The sequence below is a fragment of the Micrococcus sp. KT16 genome (assembly GCF_003315015.1).
Classification (GTDB): Bacteria; Actinomycetota; Actinomycetes; order Actinomycetales; family Micrococcaceae; genus Micrococcus; species Micrococcus luteus.
This window is the reverse complement of record NZ_QNRG01000001.1, coordinates 341,195-359,820: the sequence shown is the minus strand read 5'-3', so window position 1 is coordinate 359,820 and position 18,626 is coordinate 341,195. Positions and strand designations below refer to the sequence as shown.

The window sequence follows — 18,626 nt, the reverse complement described above, 5'->3', positions numbered from 1 at the left end:
ATTGCCAGGCTGGTCACATCGTCGTCACCCGGTCTGAGAGGTCTCTCATCCTCCGCACCGCCGCCCCCGCCCGCCCCGTCGCCACCCTGTCCCTGCTCGCGGTGGGCGCCCTCGCGCTCGTCGGCTGTGCCGGGGGCGGCGGCGAGGCCTCGTCCTCCGCGTCGGCCGACGCGTCCGAGTCCGGCCCGACGGGGGCCGGCTCGGACCTCACGGACGAGCAGGAGGAGCGCGTGGAGGCGCTCGAGGACGTCCTGCTCACGCCCCAGACCGCGCCCGACGGCGTGTTCACGGACATCGAGACCCAGGCCGGCGGCGGTGGCGAGCCGATCAGCACCAGCCTGAGCCTGACGGGCGTCACCCCCACGGGCGCCTGCGCGGACCTCATCGAGCAGATCAACACGCAGCAGGCGCCCGGGCTCGGCGGTGCGCTGGCCCAGTACGAGGTGGACCCGGCCGCGGTCACCGGCCTGGCCGGTTCCCAGGCCGGGGCGTTCGGCATGGTCGCGGTCACCGAGGACGGCACCGATCTGCTGGAGCCCTTCGGCGAGCTGGCCGACACGTGCGGCACGTTCGGCGACCCGGACGGCGTCGAGGCGGCCTTCACGACGGTGCCCGGCGTGCCGGACGCGGTCCACATCTCCCTGGGGAACTCGGGCATGGACACGGCCTTGTTCACCATGACCGTCGGCGGCGTCACGGACGGGGACGAGCTCGTGTACCTCGGCATGGTGGGCCTCGACGAGGAGATCGCGGCCGAGACGCTGCGTGCCCAGGTCGAGGCGTTCGAGAAGCGGGAGCGCTGACCTCTCAGTCGTCGGGCCGCGGCGTCGGCTCGAGGCGGGCGCCGTCGTCGGACACCGGGTCCGCGTGGAACGGGCTGCCCGAGCTGACGTCCTCCGGGCCTCGCCCTCCCGACTCGACCGCGAGGAGGCGCCCCTCCTCGGAGAGCAGGGGTGTGGCCTCGATCGTGAGGCTCTCGCCGGCGCGCACGGCCTCGGCCACGAGCCGGGCCAGGCGGCGGATGCGGGCCTCGTACCGTTCGAAGTCCTCGAGCACCGCGGTGTGCCGCGTCGCCAGCTGGATCTCGACGGAGGCGTCGATGCCGACGGCCAGCTGGCGGGCACGCAGCACCTCCGCGTCGAAGGCAGCCCCGGCCAACAGCACGATGCACGCCACCCACGCGAGGGCGAGCACGCCGATCGCGGAGTTGATCCGCCCGACCACGGCGAACTGGCCGAACCGGTCCGTGATCCAGCCCAGGGCCACGGTGGCGCCGAAGAGCAGGACCACCACGGCCACGGCGCCGAGCGAGAGCGGGCGGTAGCGGGGCTGCCGGACGTTGGGCCCCAGGCGGTAGGCGAGGGTCACGATGAGGGCGATCACCACGAGGATGACCGGCCACTTCACCACGTTCCACGTCTGGACCGTCTCCTCCGGCAGGCCGACGGCCTGGCCGAGGCGCTGGGAGAGGTCCCCGCCGACGACCACCAGGATCGTGATCAGCACGGCGCCGAGCATAAGGGCGAGCGTCTCGACGAAGACCACGAGGCGGAAGTGGAGGAAGGGCCGGCCCTCGCGGGTGTCGTGGATGCGGTGCATGGCCCGGTGGAACGCGCCGACGGCGCCCGAGGCGGACACCACGGTGCCGACGGCCCCGAGGACGACGGCGCCGGTGCCGGGCCCGGCCGAGCCGAGGGTCAGGATCCATTCGCGGACGACGTCGGGCGTCAGCGACGGCCAGATCTCGGCGGCCAGGTGGGCCGCGGCGTCCACGGTCTCCTCCTCGACGCCCAGCAGCGAGACCACGGAGAGCAGGGCGATGACGGTGGGCAGCAGGGACAGCGCCCCGAAGAAGGTCATGGCGGCGGCCACATCCCAGACCTGCAGCTCGAAGAGCCGGTGCAGGGTGCGGCGCAGGACGTACAGCAGGGACACCCGCGGTCGGGTGTACGTGCGGAGGCGCCGGGGCGCCGCTGTGGAGCCGGCCATGGCACCAACGTACCGGCGCGAGGGGGAATAGCCCTGGTGCGTGGAGGGTTGAGCTATATAGACTCAACTTCGTCTGCGGCGGGAACGGCCCGCGGTCGACGGTTGTCCGACACCCCGGGACACGGGAGAGAAGGAGCCAATAGTCCATGGATGCCAAGTTCACCACCAAGAGCCAGGAGGCGCTCTCGGCTGCGGCCATGAACGCCTCCACCGCCGGCAACCCCCAGGTCGAGCCGGCCCACCTGCTGAAGGCCCTGATGGACCAGCGGGAGTCCGTCGCCGTGGCCGTCCTGAAGGCCGCCGGGGCCGACCCCGACGCCGTCTCCACGGCGGCCTCCTCGGCCATCCGACGCCTGCCCTCCACCCAGGGCAGCACGGTGGCCCAGCCCCAGTTCTCGCGCGCCGCCCTGCAGGTCGTGCAGAACGCGCGCACCCAGGCCGAGCAGCGCTCGGACGAGTTCGTCTCCACCGAGCACCTGCTGCTCGGCGTGGCAGCGGACTCCGGCGAGGCCGGTGAGGCACTGCGCTCGAACGGGGCGAGCCTCGAGGCGCTCGCCGCCGCCCTGACCCTGGTGCGCGGCGACTCCCGCGTCACCACCCAGGACCCGGAGACCACCTTCCAGTCCCTGGAGAAGTACGGCACGGACCTCACCGAGATCGCCCGCTCCGGCAAGCTCGACCCGGTGATCGGCCGCGACGCCGAGATCCGCCGTGTGGTGCAGGTGCTCTCGCGCCGCACCAAGAACAACCCCGTGCTCATCGGCGAGCCCGGCGTCGGCAAGACCGCCGTCGTCGAGGGCCTGGCCCAGCGGATGGTGGCCGGGGACGTCCCCGAGTCCCTGCGCGGCAAGACGCTGATCAGCCTGGACCTGGGCGCCATGGTCGCCGGCGCCAAGTACCGCGGCGAGTTCGAGGAGCGCCTGAAGGCCGTCCTCGAGGAGATCAAGGCCGCCGAGGGGCAGGTCGTCACGTTCATCGACGAGATCCACACCGTCGTGGGCGCGGGCGCGTCCGAGGGCGCCATGGACGCCGGCAACATGCTCAAGCCCATGCTGGCCCGCGGCGAGCTGCGCCTGATCGGCGCGACCACCTTGGACGAGTACCGCGAGAACATCGAGAAGGACCCCGCCCTGGAGCGCCGCTTCCAGCAGGTCTTCGTGGGCGAGCCCAGCGTGGACGACACGATCGCCATCCTGCGCGGGCTCAAGGAGCGCTACGAGGCCCACCACAAGGTGGCCATCGCCGACTCCGCGCTCGTGGCCGCGGCCACGCTGTCCCACCGGTACATCACCGGCCGCCAGCTGCCGGACAAGGCCATCGACCTCGTGGACGAGGCCGCCTCACGCCTGCGCATGGAGATCGACTCCGCCCCGGAGGAGATCGACGTCCTGCGCCGCCAGGTGGACCGCCTGACCATGGAGGAGCTCGCCCTCGAAGGCGAGACGGACCCCGCGTCCATCGAGCGGCTCGACGCCCTGCGCGCGGAGAAGGCGGACCGCGAGGAGGAGCTCACCGCCCTCACCGCCCGCTGGGACGCGGAGAAGGCCACCCTCAACCAGGCCGGCGACCTGCGCGCCAAGGTGGACGAGCTGCGTTCGCTCGCCGAGAAGGCCCAACGCGACGGCGACCTCGCCGAGGCCTCCCGCCTGCTGTACGGCGAGATCCCCGCGCTGGAGAAGCAGCTCGAGGAGGCGGACCGCGCCGCCCGCGAGGCCGACCGCTCGGCCACCGAGCCGATGGTCTCCGAGGAGGTCACGGCGGACGACATCGCCGAGGTGGTCTCCGCCTGGACCGGCATCCCCGCCGGGCGCATGCTCACCGCCGAGTCCGAGAAGCTGCTCACCATGGAGGAGCACCTCGGCGAGCGGCTGATCGGGCAGCGGGACGCCGTCGTCGCCGTCGCGGACGCGGTGCGCCGCTCGCGGGCCGGCATCGCGGACCCGAACCGGCCCACGGGCTCGTTCCTGTTCCTGGGCCCCACGGGCGTGGGCAAGACCGAGCTGGCCAAGGCGCTCGCGGAGTTCCTCTTCGACGACGAGCGCGCCATGGTGCGGATCGACATGTCCGAGTACGCGGAGAAGCACTCCGTCTCCCGCCTGGTCGGCGCCCCTCCGGGCTACGTCGGCTACGACGAGGGCGGCCAGCTCACGGAGGCCGTGCGGCGTCGCCCGTACTCGGTGGTGCTGCTGGACGAGGTGGAGAAGGCCCACCCCGAGGTCTTCGACATCCTGCTCCAGGTGCTCGACGACGGCCGCCTCACCGACGGCCAGGGCCGCACCGTGGACTTCCGCAACGTGATCCTGATCCTCACCTCGAACCTGGGCTCGCAGTTCCTCGTGGACCCGACCCTGGACGAGGCCGCCAAGCGCGAGTCCGTGATGTCCGTGGTGCGCGGGGCGTTCAAGCCCGAGTTCCTCAACCGCCTGGACGAGATCGTGCAGTTCGACGCGCTCACCGTGGCCGAGCTGACGCGGATCGTGGACCTGCAGGTCGAGTCCCTGCAGGCGCGCCTGACGGACCGCCGCCTCACCCTCGAGGTGTCCGACGCCGCCAAGGCGTGGCTCGCCGCGACCGGGTTCGACCCGGCCTACGGCGCCCGGCCCCTGCGCCGCCTGGTGCAGCGCGAGATCGGCGACCGCCTGGCCCGCGGCATCCTCGCCGGGGAGATCGCGGACGGGGACACCGTGGTCGTGGACCGTGTCGAGGGCGAGAACGGCCTCACCGTGACCCGGAAGGGCTGACGCCGGGACCGACGGACCGTGTTCCTCCTCCCTCTGGCGCGTCGGGGGCGGTTTCGGGTGGCATCCGGCCTGGATACCACCCGAAACCGCCCCCGACGGCATCTGCGAGACGGGCGGACGCCTCGGGTCAGCGGGTGCCGAGGGCGTCGGCGTCCTGCTGGAGGGTGCCGATCAGGTTCGCCACCGCGCGGGCCGTGTGGGTCAGCGTGGTGATGGAGACGTTGTCGATGTCGTCCTGGGGCGTGTGGTAGTTGTCGTCGCGGATCGAGAGCAGGCCCGTCGAGGCGATGCCCGCGTCCACGAACGGCGCGTAGTCCGAGCGGCCGTTGCTGCCCTCGGGCTGGTGCGTGTGGCCGTCGCGGTCGAGCTGCGCGCCGAGCAGGGACTCAGCACCGATCGACCAGTCGGCCGTGAGCACGCCGAGCGTGTTCTGGTGGTCCAGCGAGGCCACCATGTCCAGGTTGGTGTAGAGGATGATGTCCTCACGCTCCGCGGCGGTCAGGGTGTCCACGTAGTGGTGCGAGCCCAGCAGGCCGATCTCCTCGGCGCCCCACAGGGCGAAGCGGACCTTGCTCTCGGCCTTGTTGGCCTTGGCGGCCTGGCGCGCGACCTCGAGGGTCGCCGCGACGCCCGAGGCGTTGTCGTGGATGCCCGGGCCCTCCGGCACGCCGTCCAGGTGGGCGCCGAGCATCACGACGTCGTCGTCGCTGCCCGTGCGCGTCTCCGCCAGCACGTTCCAGGTGGGCCGCTGCTCCACAAGCTGCTCGAGGTCCAGGGTGACGGTGGCGCCGCCGGCGCGGGTCTGGGCCAGCAGATCGGCGCCCAGCTCGCGGGTCACGCCCACGGTCCCGACGACGTCGCCCGGCGCGGCGCCCAGGGTGCCGTTCAGCGCGCCCTCGGCGTTGTTGTAGATGATGACGGCCTCGGCACCGGAGGCGGCCGCGACCTGGGACTTCTGGGCGAAGGTGCAGTCGCCCCGGGAGACCAGGGCGACGCTGCCGGTCAGGTCCGCGTCGGCCCAGTCCGCGTCGGCGCAGCCGGTGGCGGCGCCGGCGGGGGCGGCGAGCGGGGCGTCGGCGACCTGCGCTGACGGCGAGGACGTGAAGACGGTGTGCTCGAGGTCGCGCTGGACGGGTCCGGTTTGCTGAAGCCGGTCCCGCAGGGTCTCGGTGTAGGTGATCTCGAACTCCTGGAGCTCGACGTCGTAGCCGGCCTCCTCGAGCTCGCCCACGGCGTAGTCGAGCGAGGCCTGGAAGCCCGGCGTGCCCGCGGCGCGGTTGCCGTGCTCGTCCGCGATGGCCGCGAACGCCTCGATGTCCTGGCGGAGGTGGTCCGAGGAGATGGATCGGACCAGCTTCTCCGGTGAGTTCGGGTTGCCGCCGGCACGGTTCTGGCCGGGGCCCAGGCCCCGGTCGGCGGTCTGCGCGGTGGCTGCGGTGGCCTTCGCCGGGGCGGCCGGGGAGGACGGGGCGGCGATCGAGACGGGGGCGGCGGCGAGCGTGGCGGCCAGGGTGGCGGCGGCCAGCAGGGTGGGGGTGCGGCGCATGGGCATCCTCATCGTCGGGGCGGATGTGACGTACGCAACCTAGCCGCTCGTCCAGCGTCCGTACAGGGTGCGTGTCACGCCCGTCCAGCCGGATGCCGCGCGTGTCGCGGCCGCCCGCGCCGCACCCGGCGCCACTGCACGCCCCGCCGGACCGGGCCGGTCGTCGTCGTCCACAGGCCGTCCGGCGGGTCATGTATCCTTGTCCGCACGAACCATATTGACCAGTGAAGACCTCGGCGGGCCCCTGTGCGCCACAGATCCGAGGCGGCGAGAGATGCGAAGGGGGTCACGCTCATGGGGCGCGGCCGTCAGAAGGCGAAGGCCACGAAGCAGGCACGGGAGATGAAGTACTTCTCTCCCGGAACAGACCTCTCGGCACTGGAGCGAGAGCTCACGGGCGGACGCACGCGCGGCCCGGAGCAGGACCAGGAGCCCGAGTACGAGGATCCGTACGCGGACCTCTACGCGGAGGACGAGGACGACGACGCGCGGGCGCGATGACGCCCGCACGGCATCCGGCCCTGGACGGGCATCAGGCCGCCCTGCGGTCGATCGCCAGGGTGGTGGATGAGACAGCACCGCTGCAGGACCCCGAGACGGCGTCTCGGGGTCTGCTGCGTCTGATGGAGGAGTCCCGCCCGCTCGTGATCACCGGGGCCGGCGTGTCCACCGACTCCGGCATCCCGGACTACCGGGGGCCGAACGGGTCCCTGCACCGCCACCGGCCGATGACGTACCAGGAGTTCCGGGACGACCCGGCCGCCCGCCACCGCTACTGGGCACGCTCGTTCGTGGGCTGGCGTCGCATGGACCAGGCCCGGCCGAACGAGGCGCACCGCATCCTCGCGCGCTGGGCGGCCGAAGGGCGGATCGCCGGCGTCCTGACCCAGAACGTGGACGGGCTGCACGCCGAGGCCGGACGCGCGGCGGGGATGCCGGAGGACCGGCTGATCGAGCTCCACGGGGACCTGGCGCGCGTGGCCTGCCTGAACTGCGGGGCCACCGAGTCCCGCCGTGACCTGGACCTGCGGCTCGAGGCCGCCAATCCGGGCTACCTCGAGCGCGTGGCGATCGACCCGGACGCCGTGAACCCCGACGGGGACGTCTCCCTCGACCAGCACTGGGTGGAGGAGTTCACGATGGTCGGCTGCCGGGTGTGCGGCTCCGTGAAGCTCAAGCCGGACGTCGTGTACTTCGGCGAGTCCGTGCCCGCGGCGCGGCGCGCGGCCGCGGAGGCGATGGCCGACGACGGCGGCACGGTGCTCGCCGTCGGCACCTCGCTGGCCGTGATGAGCGGCTACCGGTTCGTGCTGCGGGCCGAGCGGGCCGGGCATGAGACGGGGCTGATCAACCTCGGCCCCACCCGCGCCGACGCCAAGGCCCGCTGGCGCTGGCGCGCCCCGGTCGCCGACGCGCTGGCCTGGCTCGACGCCCGCCTCTGACCCCCACCCACGTTTTCGTGCGGGAAACGGCGGACGCCGGGGCGTTTTCGTGCGGGAAATGGCGGGCGCCGGGGGTGTGGACACCGGGTGGCCCGGGGCCACGCACGACTCCTGCACAGGCGGCGCCGCCGACGTCCTCGTCCACGGTGGGTGCTCCCGCGCGGCCGGGGTCGGCCGGGTTGAGCCATCGTCACGGGCATGGTCACGTCTTCCCTGCCCCTATCGGACATCGCCGAGGCCGGCCGGCCGTTCACCCGTGGCGACCTGCGCGCGGCCGGGGTTTCGGAGCGACTGGTCCGCGGCGGTGACGTGCGGCGCGTGACGCATGGGGTCCATCGGCTCCGGTCTGACCACCTCGGCTCGTGGGCGGATCTCGGCTACGTCGAGGCCCCCGCTCCCTTCGCGCCGGAGGAGACGGCCGCGATCGTGGAGGCGAGCGGGGGAGTGGCCTCCCACCTCACGGCGCTGCTCCTGCACCGCGTGCCGCTGCCGCCGTTCCTGGCGGAGGACGGCACGGTGCACGTGTCCCGGCCGCACCCGCGCGGGGCGAGCGTCCGACCGGAGATCACCTCGCATGCCCGCCTCGTCCCGGCCGCGGACGTCACAGCCCTCCACGGGATCCGCCTGACGAGCCTGGAGCGATCCTGGGCGGATCTGGCCGCGCTGCTTCGTCCAGGCATGCTCGAGCCCGTCGTGGCGGCCGGGGACGCCCTCATCCATCGGCCGTGGTCGCCGGAGGGGCGTCGCTCACCACGGACCACGACGGCGGCCCTGCGGTCCGCGCTCCTGCGTGCCGGACGGTTCAAGGGAGTGCGCACCGCCCGTGCCGCACTCGAGCTGGTGCGGGTGGGCGCGGATTCCCCGCAGGAGACAGCCCTGCGACTGGCCCTGCTCCACGCCGGCCTGCCCGAGCCGGAGCTCCAGCTGGTGCTGCACCCGGGCCGGGCCCGGTCACCGGACGCGGATCTGGGGTGGCGGCAGTGGCGCTTGGTGGTCCACTACGACGGCGGTCACCACCTCGACCCGGCACAGCTCGCGGTGGACTCGTGGCGAGACGAGGGATGGGCGCGCGCGGGCTGGACGCAGATCTGGGCCACGGTGGACGACGCACGGGACGACTTCCGGCGCGTCGTCGCCGAGGTGCAGACGCACCGGGCCCGGCTCGGCGGGCGGGTGTTCGCGTCGTGAACCGCCGTTTCCCGAACGAAAACACCCCGGAGGCCGCCGTTTCCCGAACGAAAACGCTCCGGAGGCCGCCGTTTCCCGAACGAAAACGCTCCGGAGCCCGCCGTTTCCCGAACGAAAACGCCCCGTGGGGTCAGGCGGCGTACTGGCCGCGCATCAGCACGGCGCCGCCGTCGACGCCCTTGGCGCCCTGCACGAAGTCCAGGCCCGCGGCCGCCGCGTCGTCGGTGAGGGCGCCGATGGTGCCCATCTCCCACGCGTCGATGCCGGCGTCCACGAGCACGGAGATCGACTTCGCGGCCACCTCCGGGTCCACCACGGCCGCCATGCCCACGCCGAGGTTGAGGGTGCGCTCGAGGTCGGACTGCGGAACGCGGCCGAGCTCGCCCACCAGGCGGAACACGGGCGGCAGGGACCAGGTGTCGCGCTCGACGGTCGCCATGAGGCCCTGCGGGAGCACGCGCGCCAGGTTCGCGGCCAGGCCGCCGCCGGTCACGTGGCTGAACGCGCGCACCGGCAGGTCCGAGCCGCCGTCGTGGCCGTTGAGGCGCTGCACCAGGTCGAGGCAGGCGCGGGAGTAGATGCGGGTCGGCACGAGCAGCTCCTCGCCGAGGGTGCAGCCGAGCTCGGTGACCTCGCGGTCGAGGGACCAGCCCGCGGCGTTCACCACCCGGCGCACGAGCGAGTAGCCATTCGAGTGGATGCCGGAGGAGGCCATGCCGATCACGACGTCGCCGGACTGCACCCGCTCCGCGCCCAGGACCATGTCCGCCTCGACCACGCCGGTGGCCGCGCCCGCCACGTCGTACTCGTCCACGGCCAGCAGGCCCGGGTGCTCGGCGGTCTCGCCGCCCACGAGCGCGGTGTCGGCCAGGCGGCAGCCCTCGGCCACGCCGCGCACGATGTCCGCGATGCGCTCGGGCACGACCTTGCCGCACGCGATGTAGTCGGTCATGAACAGGGGCTGGGCGCCGACCACCACGATGTCGTCCACGACCATGCCCACGAGGTCCTGGCCGATGGTGTCGTGCTTGTCCATCGCCTGTGCGATCGCCACCTTGGTGCCGACGCCGTCCGTGGACGTGGTCAGCAGCGGCTTGCGGTACTGCAGCAGCGCGGAGGCGTCCCACATGCCGGCGAAGCCGCCGATGCCGCCCATGACCTCGGGGGTGTGGGTGGCCTTCACGGCGTCCTTCATCAGCTCGACGGCGCGGTCGCCGGCCTCCACGTCGACGCCGGCCGAGGCGTAGGTGATCGGGGCGGCGGAGGAGGGGGTCTGGTTCGGGGTCACAGCGGGGTCCTGTCCGTCTCGGTGAGCAGCTTCTCGTCGTCGGCGTCCGGGCCGGGCTCGCAGCCCGTGGCGGTCACGGTGGTGGTCTCGCCGCCCTCGTCCAGCACCACGGTGGACGCGGGCGACACGGCGACCGGCTCCAGCAGGCCCTTGCCGCGCTCGCCCTCGTCGGCCAGCGGGATCGGGTAGTCGCCGGTGAAGCAGGCGGTGCACAGGCGCTCGCGCGGCTGCCCGGTGGCCTCGATCATGCCGTCCTCGCTGATGTAGGCCAGCGAGTCGGCGCCGATGGACGCGGCGATCTGGTCCACCGCGGCGCCGTTGGCGATGAGCTCGGCGCGGGTGGCGAAGTCGATGCCGTAGAAGCAGGGCCACTTCACGGGCGGGGAGGAGATCTTCACGTGCACCTCGGCGGCGCCGGCCTCCTTGAGCATCCGCACGACGGCGCGCTGGGTGTTGCCCCGCACGATCGAGTCGTCCACCACCACGACGCGCTTGCCGGCCACCACGGTGGACTCGACGTTGAGCTTGAGGCGGATGCCGAGCTGGCGCAGCGTCTGGGACGGCTGGATGAAGGTGCGGCCCACGTACGCGTTCTTCACGAAGCCCTGGCGGAACGGCAGGCCCGAGGCGTCCGCGTAGCCCACGGCGGCGGGCGTGCCGGACTCGGGCACGGGGATCACGACGTCGGCGTCGACCGGCTGCTCGAGCGCGAGGCGGCGGCCCATCTCCACGCGGGACTCGTACACGGAGCGCCCGGCGATCGTGGCGTCCGGCCGGGCGAGGTACACGTACTCGAACACGCAGCCGGCCGGCTTGGACTCGGCGAAGCGGGTGGAGCGGATGCCCTCCTCGTCGATCGCGATCATCTCGCCGGGCTCGACCTCCCGGATGAACGAGGCGCCGACGGTGGCGAGGGCCGACTGCTCGGAGGCCACCACCCAGCCCCGCTCGAGGCGGCCGAGCACGAGCGGGCGCACGCCCTGCGGGTCGCGGGCGGCGTAGAGGGTGTGCTCGTCCATGAACACGAAGCAGTAGGCGCCGCGGATCTTCGGCAGCAGCTCGAGGGCGGTCTCCTCGAGGCGGTCCCCGGGGGCGCCGTGCAGCAGGGCCGTGACCAGGGCGGTGTCCGTGGTGTTGCCCTGCTTCATCTCACCGTGGGTGTGGCGGCCGTCCGCGGCGTGCACCATGCGCAGCAGCTCCGCGGAGTTCACGAGGTTGCCGTTGTGCGCCAGGGCGACCGTGCCGTCGTCGGCGGTGGCGCCCAGGGTGGGCTGGGCGTTGGCCCACTTGTTCACGCCGGTGGTGGAGTAGCGGCAGTGGCCAACGGCGATGTGGCCGCTCAGTGCGGTCAGCGTGGCCTCGTCGAACACCTGGGAGACCAGGCCGATGTCCTTGTAGACGGCGATGCGCCCGCCGTCCGAGACGGCGATGCCCGCGGACTCCTGGCCGCGGTGCTGGAGGGCGTACAGGCCGTAGTAGGCCAGTTTCGCGACCTCCTCGCCCGGCGCCCACACGCCGAACACGCCGCATTCGTCCTGCGGCCCCTGGTCCTGGGGGTCGAGGGCGGCGGTCAGGCGGCCGTCGCCTCGTCGGGTGCGCGGTGCGATCACTGCTCGGGGGTCCTTTCGGTGGGGGTGGTGCGGGCGGGCGGGGCACCCGCGTCCACACGGTCCAGGCGGACGTCCGCCACGGCCGGGTCGTCGGTGCGCTCGAGGACCACGGTGCGCGCGGTCGACCGGGAGCGGCGGTCCAGCAGCAGCCACACGAGCAGCCCGAGCACGCTCGTGCCGAGCATGCTCAGCAGCGATGCGAAGCCGAACGTCTCCGAGAAGGAGAGCGGGATGCCGGAGTACGGGTCCGCGGGCGGGGTGGGGGAGGCATGGACCGCGGTGGTAATCACGAGTGCGATCAGCAGGCCGAGCGCGAGCGCCACCGCGAGCACCGCGGTCAGCCGCGGGGCGCGACGGACGGTGTAGGCGCGCTGATCGGGGGTCGGCTCGGGGGCGGAGGTCATGCGCGCCAGTCTATCGAGTCGGCCGCTGGGGCCAGTCGCGCGTGCCCGCGGCGGTGGCGGCACTCCCGGAGCACGCTCTGGCCGGCGCGTTGCGTGACGTTGAGCTCGTCGACCGCGGCCTGATACTCCTCCAGCGGGAGCACGACCTGCCCGCAGGCACGGGCGAGCTGTGCCTTCGCCGCGGTGTCCGGGGCGGGATCGGCAGAGCTGCATCCCGCGACGAGGAACGGTGCCGACGTTCGAACGGTCGGTGTCGCCGAGAGGACTGCCGGACACCCCTCGCTCACGGCCGCACGAGCGGCAGGTGCGCGCCGAGGTCGGCCCGCACGCCCGAGGCGCGCACGCCGCCGGCCGCCGTCGCGTCCTCCCAGGTCGTCAGCCCCGTGGCCAGGGACAGCCATGTCACGGCGTCCATCTCCACGACGTTGGGCGGGGTGCCGCGTGTGTGCCGGGGCCCGGGGAGGCACTGGGCGACGCCGAAGGGCGGCACGCGCACCTCCACCGAGTTCCCGGGCACGCGGGTCGCCAGCTCCTCGAGCGCGAAGCGCACCGCCGTCGCCCGCGTGGGGCGCGGCAGCGCGGCGGCCGCCGCGGGGTCCTCCTCGTGGGCGCGTGCCCACGCCAGCAGCGCCGCGTGGCCCTCGACGACAGGCACCCGGCGGCGCGGGACGGAGCCGGTGGTCACGCCCGCGCCTCGAAGGCCGGCAGGACGTCCCCCACGAGGTCCCGCACCGGCCCGGCCAGGCGGATCTCGCCGACCGGCTCGCCCCGGCCGAGCACCGGGGGCACGACGGCGGCCAGCACGCCCGGCAGCGTCGCCCGGTCCACGTGGTCCGGGGCGAACCGGGCCAGCAGCGCGAGCGCGACCAGGTCGCCGGCCCGCGTGCCGCCGTCGAGCGCCTTGACGGCCACGGCCGTGCCGTCCGGCGCGGCCATGACGAGGACGCCGTCCGCGCCCACCTTGGCGAGCAGGCCGAGCTCGCGCATCACCACGGTGTTGGAGCTCGTCTCCCCGTGGACGGCCCACGGGTGCTCGAGCATCGCGGTGGCGACGGCGGCCGCGTGCGGGTCCGCGTCGGCGCGGCCGGGTGCCGCGGCGACCCGCCCGATGCCGCGGGCCAGGCCCGCCAGCGAGATGACGGCGGCGGGGGCGCCGCAGCCGTCCACACCGGTGTGGGCCACCGGCTCGCCGCAGTATTCGGCGATCACCGCGTCCACCTCGCGCTGCAGGGGGTGCGCCGGGTCGAGGTACGTGGCGACGTCGTGCCCGGATGCCGCGCAGGCCGCGAGGAAGCCGGCGTGCTTGCCGGAGCAGTTGAAGGCCAGCGGGGTGGCGGCGGCGGCCTCGCCGTCGCGGCGGACCTGGGCGACCACCTCGGAGGTGTCCGCGGGCCAGGCCGGCGGGCACTGCAGGGCGGACGCGTCGAGGCCGGCGTCCGCGAGCATGCGCTCGGCCAGCGCCTGGTGCCGGAGCGTGCCCCGGTGCGAGCCGCACGCGATGGACAGGGCCTCGCCCTCCAGCGCCGCCCCGTGGCGCAGCGACGCGATGGCCTGGAACGGCTTCAGCGTGGAGCGCGGGTAGATCAGCGCGTCTGCGGGGCCGAGGGCGGCCAGCACCCGCCCGTCGGGGCCGGTCACGACGGCGGCGCCCGCCGTGCGGGACTCGACGAAGCCGTTGCGGACGGTCTCCACGAGCTCGACGGCATCGGACAGGGCGAAGGTCTCGCCCGTGGGGGCGACGGTGGCGTGGGTCATGCGGTCCAGGGTAGCGAGGGCCCCGGACGCGCCGGGCGTCCGGGGCCGGTGGGCCGGGTCAGGTCCGGCGGCATCACCGGCTCACTCCGCGGAGAGCCGCCCGTCCACCATGGTCAGGGTGCGGTCCGTGGCGGAGAGGAACTCGTGGTCGTGCGTGACCATGAGCGTCGCCACCTGCTCCTCGCGGGTCAGCGTGCCCAGCAGGTCCACGACGGCGGCCGAGCGCTCGCGGTCCAGCGCGGAGGTGGGCTCGTCCACGAGCAGCAGCGTCGGCGAGGCCATCAGCGCGCGCACGATGTTCACGCGCTGCCGCTGACCGCCCGAGAGCTGGTGCGGGCGCTTGCCGGCCTGGTCGGCCAGGTCCACACGCTCGAGCAGCTCCAGGGCCCGCGCCTTGGCGGCCCTGCGGTCGGCGCGGGTGGCGTCACGGTCCAGGTGCACGGTCAGCTCCAGCTGCTCGGCCGCCGTGAGGGACGGGATGAGGTTGGGCTGCTGGAAGATCATGCCGATCTCCTGGCCGCGCAGCGCGGTGCGCTCCTTCCGGGACAGCCCGGCCATCTCGCGGCCGGCGACGGACACGCTGCCGGAGGTGGGCGTCACCAGGCCCGCGGCCACCGCCAGCAGGGAGGACTTGCCCGAGCCGGACGGGCCGACCATCGCGGTGAACGTGCCGGGGAGCAGGTCCAGGCTCACCTCGTCCAGGGCGCGCAGCACGCCGCGCTCGCCGTCCGGGTACTCCAGCACGAGGTCGCGCACGGACAGCGCGGGGGTGGCGTCGGCCGCGGCGGCGGGGCGCTCGCCGGCGACGCGGTGGGCGGCCGCGGCGGCCGGGGTGCGGAGGGCGTCGAGGTCGGCCTGCGGGGCGGTGAGGGTGGTCATGGGGAGGTCCTTTCTCCAGGCGGGGGCGAGGCGGAGCCGAGGGGGACGACGGCGCCGGGCGGCGCCGTCGTCGGGGCGGTCAGTTGCCGCCGAGGGCGACCAGCGGGTCGATCCGGGTGACGCGGTAGACCGCGACGACGGCGGCGAGCATGCCGAGCACGAGGACCCCGGCGGCGGGCACCGCGGTGGTGGCCCACGAGAGCTCGAACGGGACGGCCCGCCCCGCGAACGCGCCGACCACGGCGGCCAGCCCGGTGCCCACGGCCACGCCCCCGACGAGCACGAACGCGGCCTGCGCGAGCGAGTCCTTCAGCACCCAGCCGTTCGAGCCGCCGAGGGCCTTGAGCACCGCGATGTCGCGGGTGCGCTGCACCGTCCAGATGGACAGGAACGCGATCACCACGAGCGCCGAGATGCCGTACAGGAAGCCCTGCATGGTCATCAGGGAGCCGTTCTCGGACCGGTAGCTGGGCAGGGCGGCGTAGGAGCCCTTCACGGTCTCGGCGACGGTGCCCGCGGCGTCGTCACCGGCGGCGGCCACGGCGTCGACGTCGGCGCCGGCGTCGAAGCGCACCAGGCCGGCGGTGCCGAGCACCGCGTCGTCGGCGGTGTGCGAGATGGCGTTCCAGTCCTCGAGCGCCAGCCACGTCACGGGGGAGTGGGAGTAGTACTCGGTCGGCACGACGTCGGCCACGGTGTACACGAAGCCGGAGACCGCGACGGCGTCACCCTTCTGCGCGTGGAGGGAATCGGCCACGTCCTGGCTGAGCACGATCTGCCCGGGCTCGACGCCGGCCGGCGCGTCGGAACCGTCCGGGGCGAGACCGATGAACGCGGTGGTGGCCACGCCGGTGGTGGGCTCGCCGGACACGTCCGCGCGGCCCTGCGGGTCCGTGTCCACGGGGTGCTCGAGGCCGATGGCCCGGCCCTGGCTCACCCCGAGCGGCTCGACGGAGGCCACGCCGTCCGTGGCCGCCCACGCGTCGCGCTGGGCCACGGAGAACTCGGACTGGGTGAACGACGCGGTGGGCTCCTGGCCCGCCGCGCCGCCGAAGACCAGACGCTGCACGCCCTGCTCGCCGAGGCGGTCGATCGCGGCGGTGTTCTGCCCGCCCAGACCGGCCGTGAGGCCGGAGAGCATGACGAGCAGCAGGCTGATGAGGGCCACCACGGAGCCCATGAGGGCGAACCGTCCGGTGGCGAAGCGGAGGTCGCGGAGTGCGAGGAACACGGGGCGCGTCCTTTCCTGGAGAGGTCTGTCCTGAGGTTGCCTCCACGGTCTCGCGCGGGGAGGGGTCGCCACATCGCCCGCGGCGGCTGGACCCGGTCAACCGAATGGTTGATCCCGGCGGCGGAACGGCGCGGCCCCGGGGCCACGAGCCGTCGTCGCGTCCGGGGTGCGCCCTAGGGTGGAGCCATGTCCGTCGCACCCCGCGCCGCCGCGCCCACCGAGACCGGCACCACCGCCGTGCTCGCCGGCCTGCGCGTGGCCCTGCACGTCACGTTCGCCGCGCTGCTCACCGTGGGGCTGGCGCGCGCGCTCGCGGACCGGTCCCCGGAGGCGTCCTCCGGTCCGTTCCCGGCCACCACCCTGGTGCTGCTGACCGCCGCGCTGGCGGGCGTCTACCTGGCCGGGACCGTGCTGGAGCGGCGCCGGTGGGCCCGGGGCGACGACGTCGGCCGCGGTCCGGCGGTCGCCTGGCTGGCCCTGGTGCTGCTGCTGTGGGGCCTGCTCGTGGCCCACCACGGCGACTTCGCGTGGGTCGCCTTCCCCCTCTTCTTCGTCGTCCTGCACGTGGTCGACCGGGTGGCCCGGCAGGCCTGGGTGCGCCACGTGGTCGGGCCCGCGCTGGTGGTGGCGATGGCCGTCGTCGTGGTGGCCGGGATGGCGGCGGGCGCCGGCGGCGTGCGGGTGCCGGCCGTCATTGGTCCGCTGGTGGGCGCCGCCGTGGCCGTGGTGCTCTCCGGGGCGTACCGCGCCCTGCACGCCGAGTCCGAGCGCCAGCGTGCCGTGGCCGAGCAGCTGCGCGCCGCGCAGGCCGAGCTCGCGCGCACCGAGCACCGGGCGGGGGTGAGCGCCGAGCGGGAGCGGCTCGCCCGCGAGATCCACGACACCCTCACCCAGGGGCTGGCCTCGATCGTGCTGGTCTCGCGCGCGGCCCAGGACGCGCTCGACGCCGCCGACCCCGCCCTCGCCCGGCAGCGCATGGAGACCGTGCGCGCCACGGCCGCCGAGAACCTCGCCGAGTCCCGCCGCTTCGTCCGCGACCTGCGCGGCACCGGGGCACCGTCCCTCATCGAGGCGCTCGAACGAGCGGTCGCCGGGTTCGCCGACCGGCAGGCCGCCGCCGGGACGCCCGTGGCTGCGGACGTCGAGGTCGTGGGGGAGCCGGTCGCGGTCGCCGAGGCCGTGGAGACCGCGGTGCTGCGAGCCGTGCAGGCCTCCCTGGCGAACGTGGGCGCGCACGCGGGCGCTCGGCGCGCCCGGGTCACGCTGGGCTACCTCGGTGATGAGCTGACGGTGGACGTGGCCGACGACGGCGCGGGGTTCGACCCGGCCGTCGTCGCGGCCCGCCCCCGGGCCGGAGCCGCCGGTGCCGACCCGGGGGCGGGGACCGGCGTGGGGCTGGCGAGCGTGCGCGAGCGTCTCGCTGCGGTGGGCGGCGAGGCCACCGTCGAGTCGGCCCCCGGCGAGGGCACCGTGGTGGCGCTGCGGGTGCCGCTGGCCGCCGCCGGGGCCGGCCGGAGCGCTGATCCCGAGCAGACCGAGAGCGAGGAGACCGCATGAGCGTGCGGGTGATGCTGGTGGACGACCACCCCGTGGTCCGGGCGGGGGTGCGGGCCGTCGTCGAGGCGCACCCGGACCTGAGCGTGGTGGCCGAGGCCGCCGACGGGGCGGAGGCGATCGGCGTCCTGGAGGCGGGCGAGCCCGCGGTGGACGTCGTGCTGATGGACCTGCAGATGGGCGCGGGGATGGACGGCGTGACCGCCACCCGCGCGGTGCGGGAGCGGTGGCCGGGGGTGCAGGTGCTGATCCTGACGACCTTCGACACGGAGGCGGACATCCTCGCGGCCGTGAACGCGGGCGCTGCCGGCTACCTGCTCAAGGACGCCCCGAGCGAGGAGATCGCCTCGGCGGTGCGGCAGGCGGCGGCGGGGCGCAAGGCGCTGGCCCCGCAGGTCGCGGCCACGCTGATGGGGCGCATGTCCGGCGGCTCCGAGGTGCTGTCCGAGCGGGAGATCCAGCTGCTCGAGCTGATCGCGCGGGGCGCCACGAACAAGGTGGCCGCGAAGGAGCTGTTCATCTCCGAGGCCACCGTGAAGACGCACCTGGTGCACATCTTCCAGAAGCTCGGGGTGGACAACCGCACGCGCGCCGTCGACGAGGCCCGGCGACGGCGCATCATCCGCTGACGGGCAGGCCGAGGCGGCCGGCCCTGGAGGGCCCGGCCCTGCTCAGCGGCGCCGCACGTACCGGGTGATCACCGCCGCGGCGACGGCGGCCAGCGCCAGCACGCCGAGCGCGGCGGGCAGGCTGAGGTCGCCGCGCTGGACGCCGAACCCCCGCAGCGTCCAGAAGACGATCAGGGCGCACGTGAACATCACGCCGACGAACATCCAGACCGACCGGAGCCCGGGTCCCAGCCCCGCACCGGGCCGGTGGCGGGGGTCACGGGGGTCACCGTCGTCGCCGGGCTGACCGTGGTGGAGGGGAGGCATCGTCATGCGCTCCACCGTAGGGGCCACGGGCCGGGCCGGGCCAGGGCCACCGCGTAGGCTTCAG

At 74.3% G+C, this 18,626-nt stretch carries 17 protein-coding genes; 7 read left to right on the top strand and 10 right to left on the bottom strand.

Going from position 1 to position 18,626, the window contains the following annotated elements:
• Positions 1-101 precede the first annotated feature (101 nt).
• On the top strand, positions 102-803 hold the full coding sequence (locus tag DE149_RS01690; RefSeq protein ID WP_233490684.1) for a hypothetical protein: 702 nt from the start codon (positions 102-104) through the stop codon (positions 801-803).
• A 4-nt stretch (positions 804-807) separates the two neighbouring features.
• On the opposite strand, the gene DE149_RS01685 is transcribed toward DE149_RS01690, so the two are convergent.
• The gene (locus DE149_RS01685) at positions 808-1,989 is read right to left on the bottom strand and encodes a YihY/virulence factor BrkB family protein (RefSeq protein ID WP_113913832.1); all 1,182 of its coding nucleotides are present in this window, start codon (positions 1,987-1,989) and stop codon (positions 808-810) included.
• A gap of 146 nt (positions 1,990-2,135) precedes the next feature.
• Here DE149_RS01685 and clpB point away from each other — a divergent pair, with 146 nt between their 5' ends.
• Positions 2,136-4,730: an ATP-dependent chaperone ClpB gene (gene clpB, locus DE149_RS01680; protein ID WP_070709419.1), complete on the top strand. Its 2,595-nt coding sequence runs from the start codon at positions 2,136-2,138 to the stop codon at positions 4,728-4,730.
• Positions 4,731-4,857: 127 nt separating this feature from the next.
• Here the strand turns inward: clpB and DE149_RS01675 are convergent, their stop codons facing one another.
• Positions 4,858-6,276: a M20/M25/M40 family metallo-hydrolase gene (locus DE149_RS01675; RefSeq protein WP_233437081.1), complete on the bottom strand. Its 1,419-nt coding sequence runs from the start codon at positions 6,274-6,276 to the stop codon at positions 4,858-4,860.
• 294 nt (positions 6,277-6,570) lie between these two features.
• Here DE149_RS01675 and DE149_RS01670 point away from each other — a divergent pair, with 294 nt between their 5' ends.
• From DE149_RS01670 to DE149_RS01660, 3 genes are all read left to right on the top strand, one after another.
• Entirely contained in the window at positions 6,571-6,777 is a 207-nt protein-coding gene (locus DE149_RS01670; RefSeq protein WP_036314242.1) for a DUF3073 domain-containing protein, read from the top strand.
• A complete protein-coding gene (locus DE149_RS01665; protein WP_044658859.1) occupies positions 6,774-7,718 on the top strand; it encodes a Sir2 family NAD-dependent protein deacetylase in 945 nt (314 codons plus the stop codon). The genes DE149_RS01670 and DE149_RS01665 overlap by 4 nt, the downstream gene beginning before the upstream one ends.
• Before the next feature lie 198 nt (positions 7,719-7,916).
• Complete coding sequence (locus DE149_RS01660; protein WP_073116715.1) at positions 7,917-8,906, top strand: hypothetical protein; 990 nt, start codon at positions 7,917-7,919, stop codon at positions 8,904-8,906.
• A 130-nt stretch (positions 8,907-9,036) separates the two neighbouring features.
• Here the strand turns inward: DE149_RS01660 and purM are convergent, their stop codons facing one another.
• The 7 genes from purM to DE149_RS01625 form a co-directional block, all read right to left on the bottom strand.
• Entirely contained in the window at positions 9,037-10,194 is a 1,158-nt protein-coding gene (gene purM / locus DE149_RS01655; protein WP_102708556.1) for a phosphoribosylformylglycinamidine cyclo-ligase, read from the bottom strand.
• Entirely contained in the window at positions 10,191-11,804 is a 1,614-nt protein-coding gene (gene purF, locus DE149_RS01650; protein WP_102708557.1) for an amidophosphoribosyltransferase, read from the bottom strand. Before purF ends, purM begins: the two co-directional genes overlap by 4 nt.
• Positions 11,801-12,208 (bottom strand): hypothetical protein, encoded by a 408-nt coding sequence (locus DE149_RS01645; protein WP_044658862.1) that lies wholly within the window; start codon positions 12,206-12,208, stop codon positions 11,801-11,803. Before DE149_RS01645 ends, purF begins: the two co-directional genes overlap by 4 nt.
• 283 nt (positions 12,209-12,491) lie before the next feature.
• On the bottom strand, positions 12,492-12,893 hold the full coding sequence (locus tag DE149_RS01640) for a sterol carrier family protein (protein WP_036314253.1): 402 nt from the start codon (positions 12,891-12,893) through the stop codon (positions 12,492-12,494).
• The gene (locus tag DE149_RS01635; RefSeq protein ID WP_113913831.1) at positions 12,890-13,963 is read right to left on the bottom strand and encodes an asparaginase; all 1,074 of its coding nucleotides are present in this window, start codon (positions 13,961-13,963) and stop codon (positions 12,890-12,892) included. The genes DE149_RS01640 and DE149_RS01635 overlap by 4 nt, the downstream gene beginning before the upstream one ends.
• Before the next feature lie 81 nt (positions 13,964-14,044).
• On the bottom strand, positions 14,045-14,842 hold the full coding sequence (locus DE149_RS01630; RefSeq protein ID WP_020624420.1) for an ABC transporter ATP-binding protein: 798 nt from the start codon (positions 14,840-14,842) through the stop codon (positions 14,045-14,047).
• A gap of 79 nt (positions 14,843-14,921) precedes the next feature.
• Positions 14,922-16,073, bottom strand: coding sequence for an ABC transporter permease (locus DE149_RS01625; protein ID WP_113913830.1), 1,152 nt, complete (start codon positions 16,071-16,073; stop codon positions 14,922-14,924).
• Positions 16,074-16,259: 186 nt separating this feature from the next.
• On the opposite strand from DE149_RS01625, the gene DE149_RS01620 reads away from it, so the two are divergent.
• Together DE149_RS01620 and DE149_RS01615 are read left to right on the top strand one after the other, a co-directional pair.
• On the top strand, positions 16,260-17,630 hold the full coding sequence (locus DE149_RS01620; protein WP_049146827.1) for a sensor histidine kinase: 1,371 nt from the start codon (positions 16,260-16,262) through the stop codon (positions 17,628-17,630).
• Positions 17,627-18,256, top strand: a complete 630-nt coding sequence (locus DE149_RS01615) for a response regulator transcription factor (protein WP_020624423.1) — start codon at positions 17,627-17,629, stop codon at positions 18,254-18,256. Before DE149_RS01620 ends, DE149_RS01615 begins: the two co-directional genes overlap by 4 nt.
• Before the next feature lie 42 nt (positions 18,257-18,298).
• Here DE149_RS01615 and DE149_RS01610 read toward each other — a convergent pair whose 3' ends face one another.
• Entirely contained in the window at positions 18,299-18,568 is a 270-nt protein-coding gene (locus DE149_RS01610) for a hypothetical protein (RefSeq protein WP_036314260.1), read from the bottom strand.
• Positions 18,569-18,626 lie beyond the last annotated feature (58 nt).

Bases quoted from the DNA above. Each gene is read 5' to 3' on its own strand.
- DE149_RS01660 (WP_073116715.1), top strand. From the start codon at position 7,917: ATGGTCACGTCTTCCCTGCCCCTATCGGACATCGCCGAGGCCGGCCGG.
- DE149_RS01675 (WP_233437081.1), bottom strand. From the start codon at position 6,276: ATGCGCCGCACCCCCACCCTGCTGGCCGCCGCCACCCTGGCCGCCACG.
- DE149_RS01645 (WP_044658862.1), bottom strand. From the start codon at position 12,208: ATGACCTCCGCCCCCGAGCCGACCCCCGATCAGCGCGCCTACACCGTC.
- DE149_RS01685 (WP_113913832.1), bottom strand. From the start codon at position 1,989: ATGGCCGGCTCCACAGCGGCGCCCCGGCGCCTCCGCACGTACACCCGA.
- clpB (WP_070709419.1), top strand. From the start codon at position 2,136: ATGGATGCCAAGTTCACCACCAAGAGCCAGGAGGCGCTCTCGGCTGCG.
- DE149_RS01670 (WP_036314242.1), top strand. From the start codon at position 6,571: ATGGGGCGCGGCCGTCAGAAGGCGAAGGCCACGAAGCAGGCACGGGAG.
- DE149_RS01630 (WP_020624420.1), bottom strand. From the start codon at position 14,842: ATGACCACCCTCACCGCCCCGCAGGCCGACCTCGACGCCCTCCGCACC.
- DE149_RS01665 (WP_044658859.1), top strand. From the start codon at position 6,774: ATGACGCCCGCACGGCATCCGGCCCTGGACGGGCATCAGGCCGCCCTG.
- DE149_RS01635 (WP_113913831.1), bottom strand. From the start codon at position 13,963: ATGACCCACGCCACCGTCGCCCCCACGGGCGAGACCTTCGCCCTGTCC.
- DE149_RS01610 (WP_036314260.1), bottom strand. From the start codon at position 18,568: ATGACGATGCCTCCCCTCCACCACGGTCAGCCCGGCGACGACGGTGAC.
- DE149_RS01615 (WP_020624423.1), top strand. From the start codon at position 17,627: ATGAGCGTGCGGGTGATGCTGGTGGACGACCACCCCGTGGTCCGGGCG.
- DE149_RS01620 (WP_049146827.1), top strand. From the start codon at position 16,260: ATGTCCGTCGCACCCCGCGCCGCCGCGCCCACCGAGACCGGCACCACC.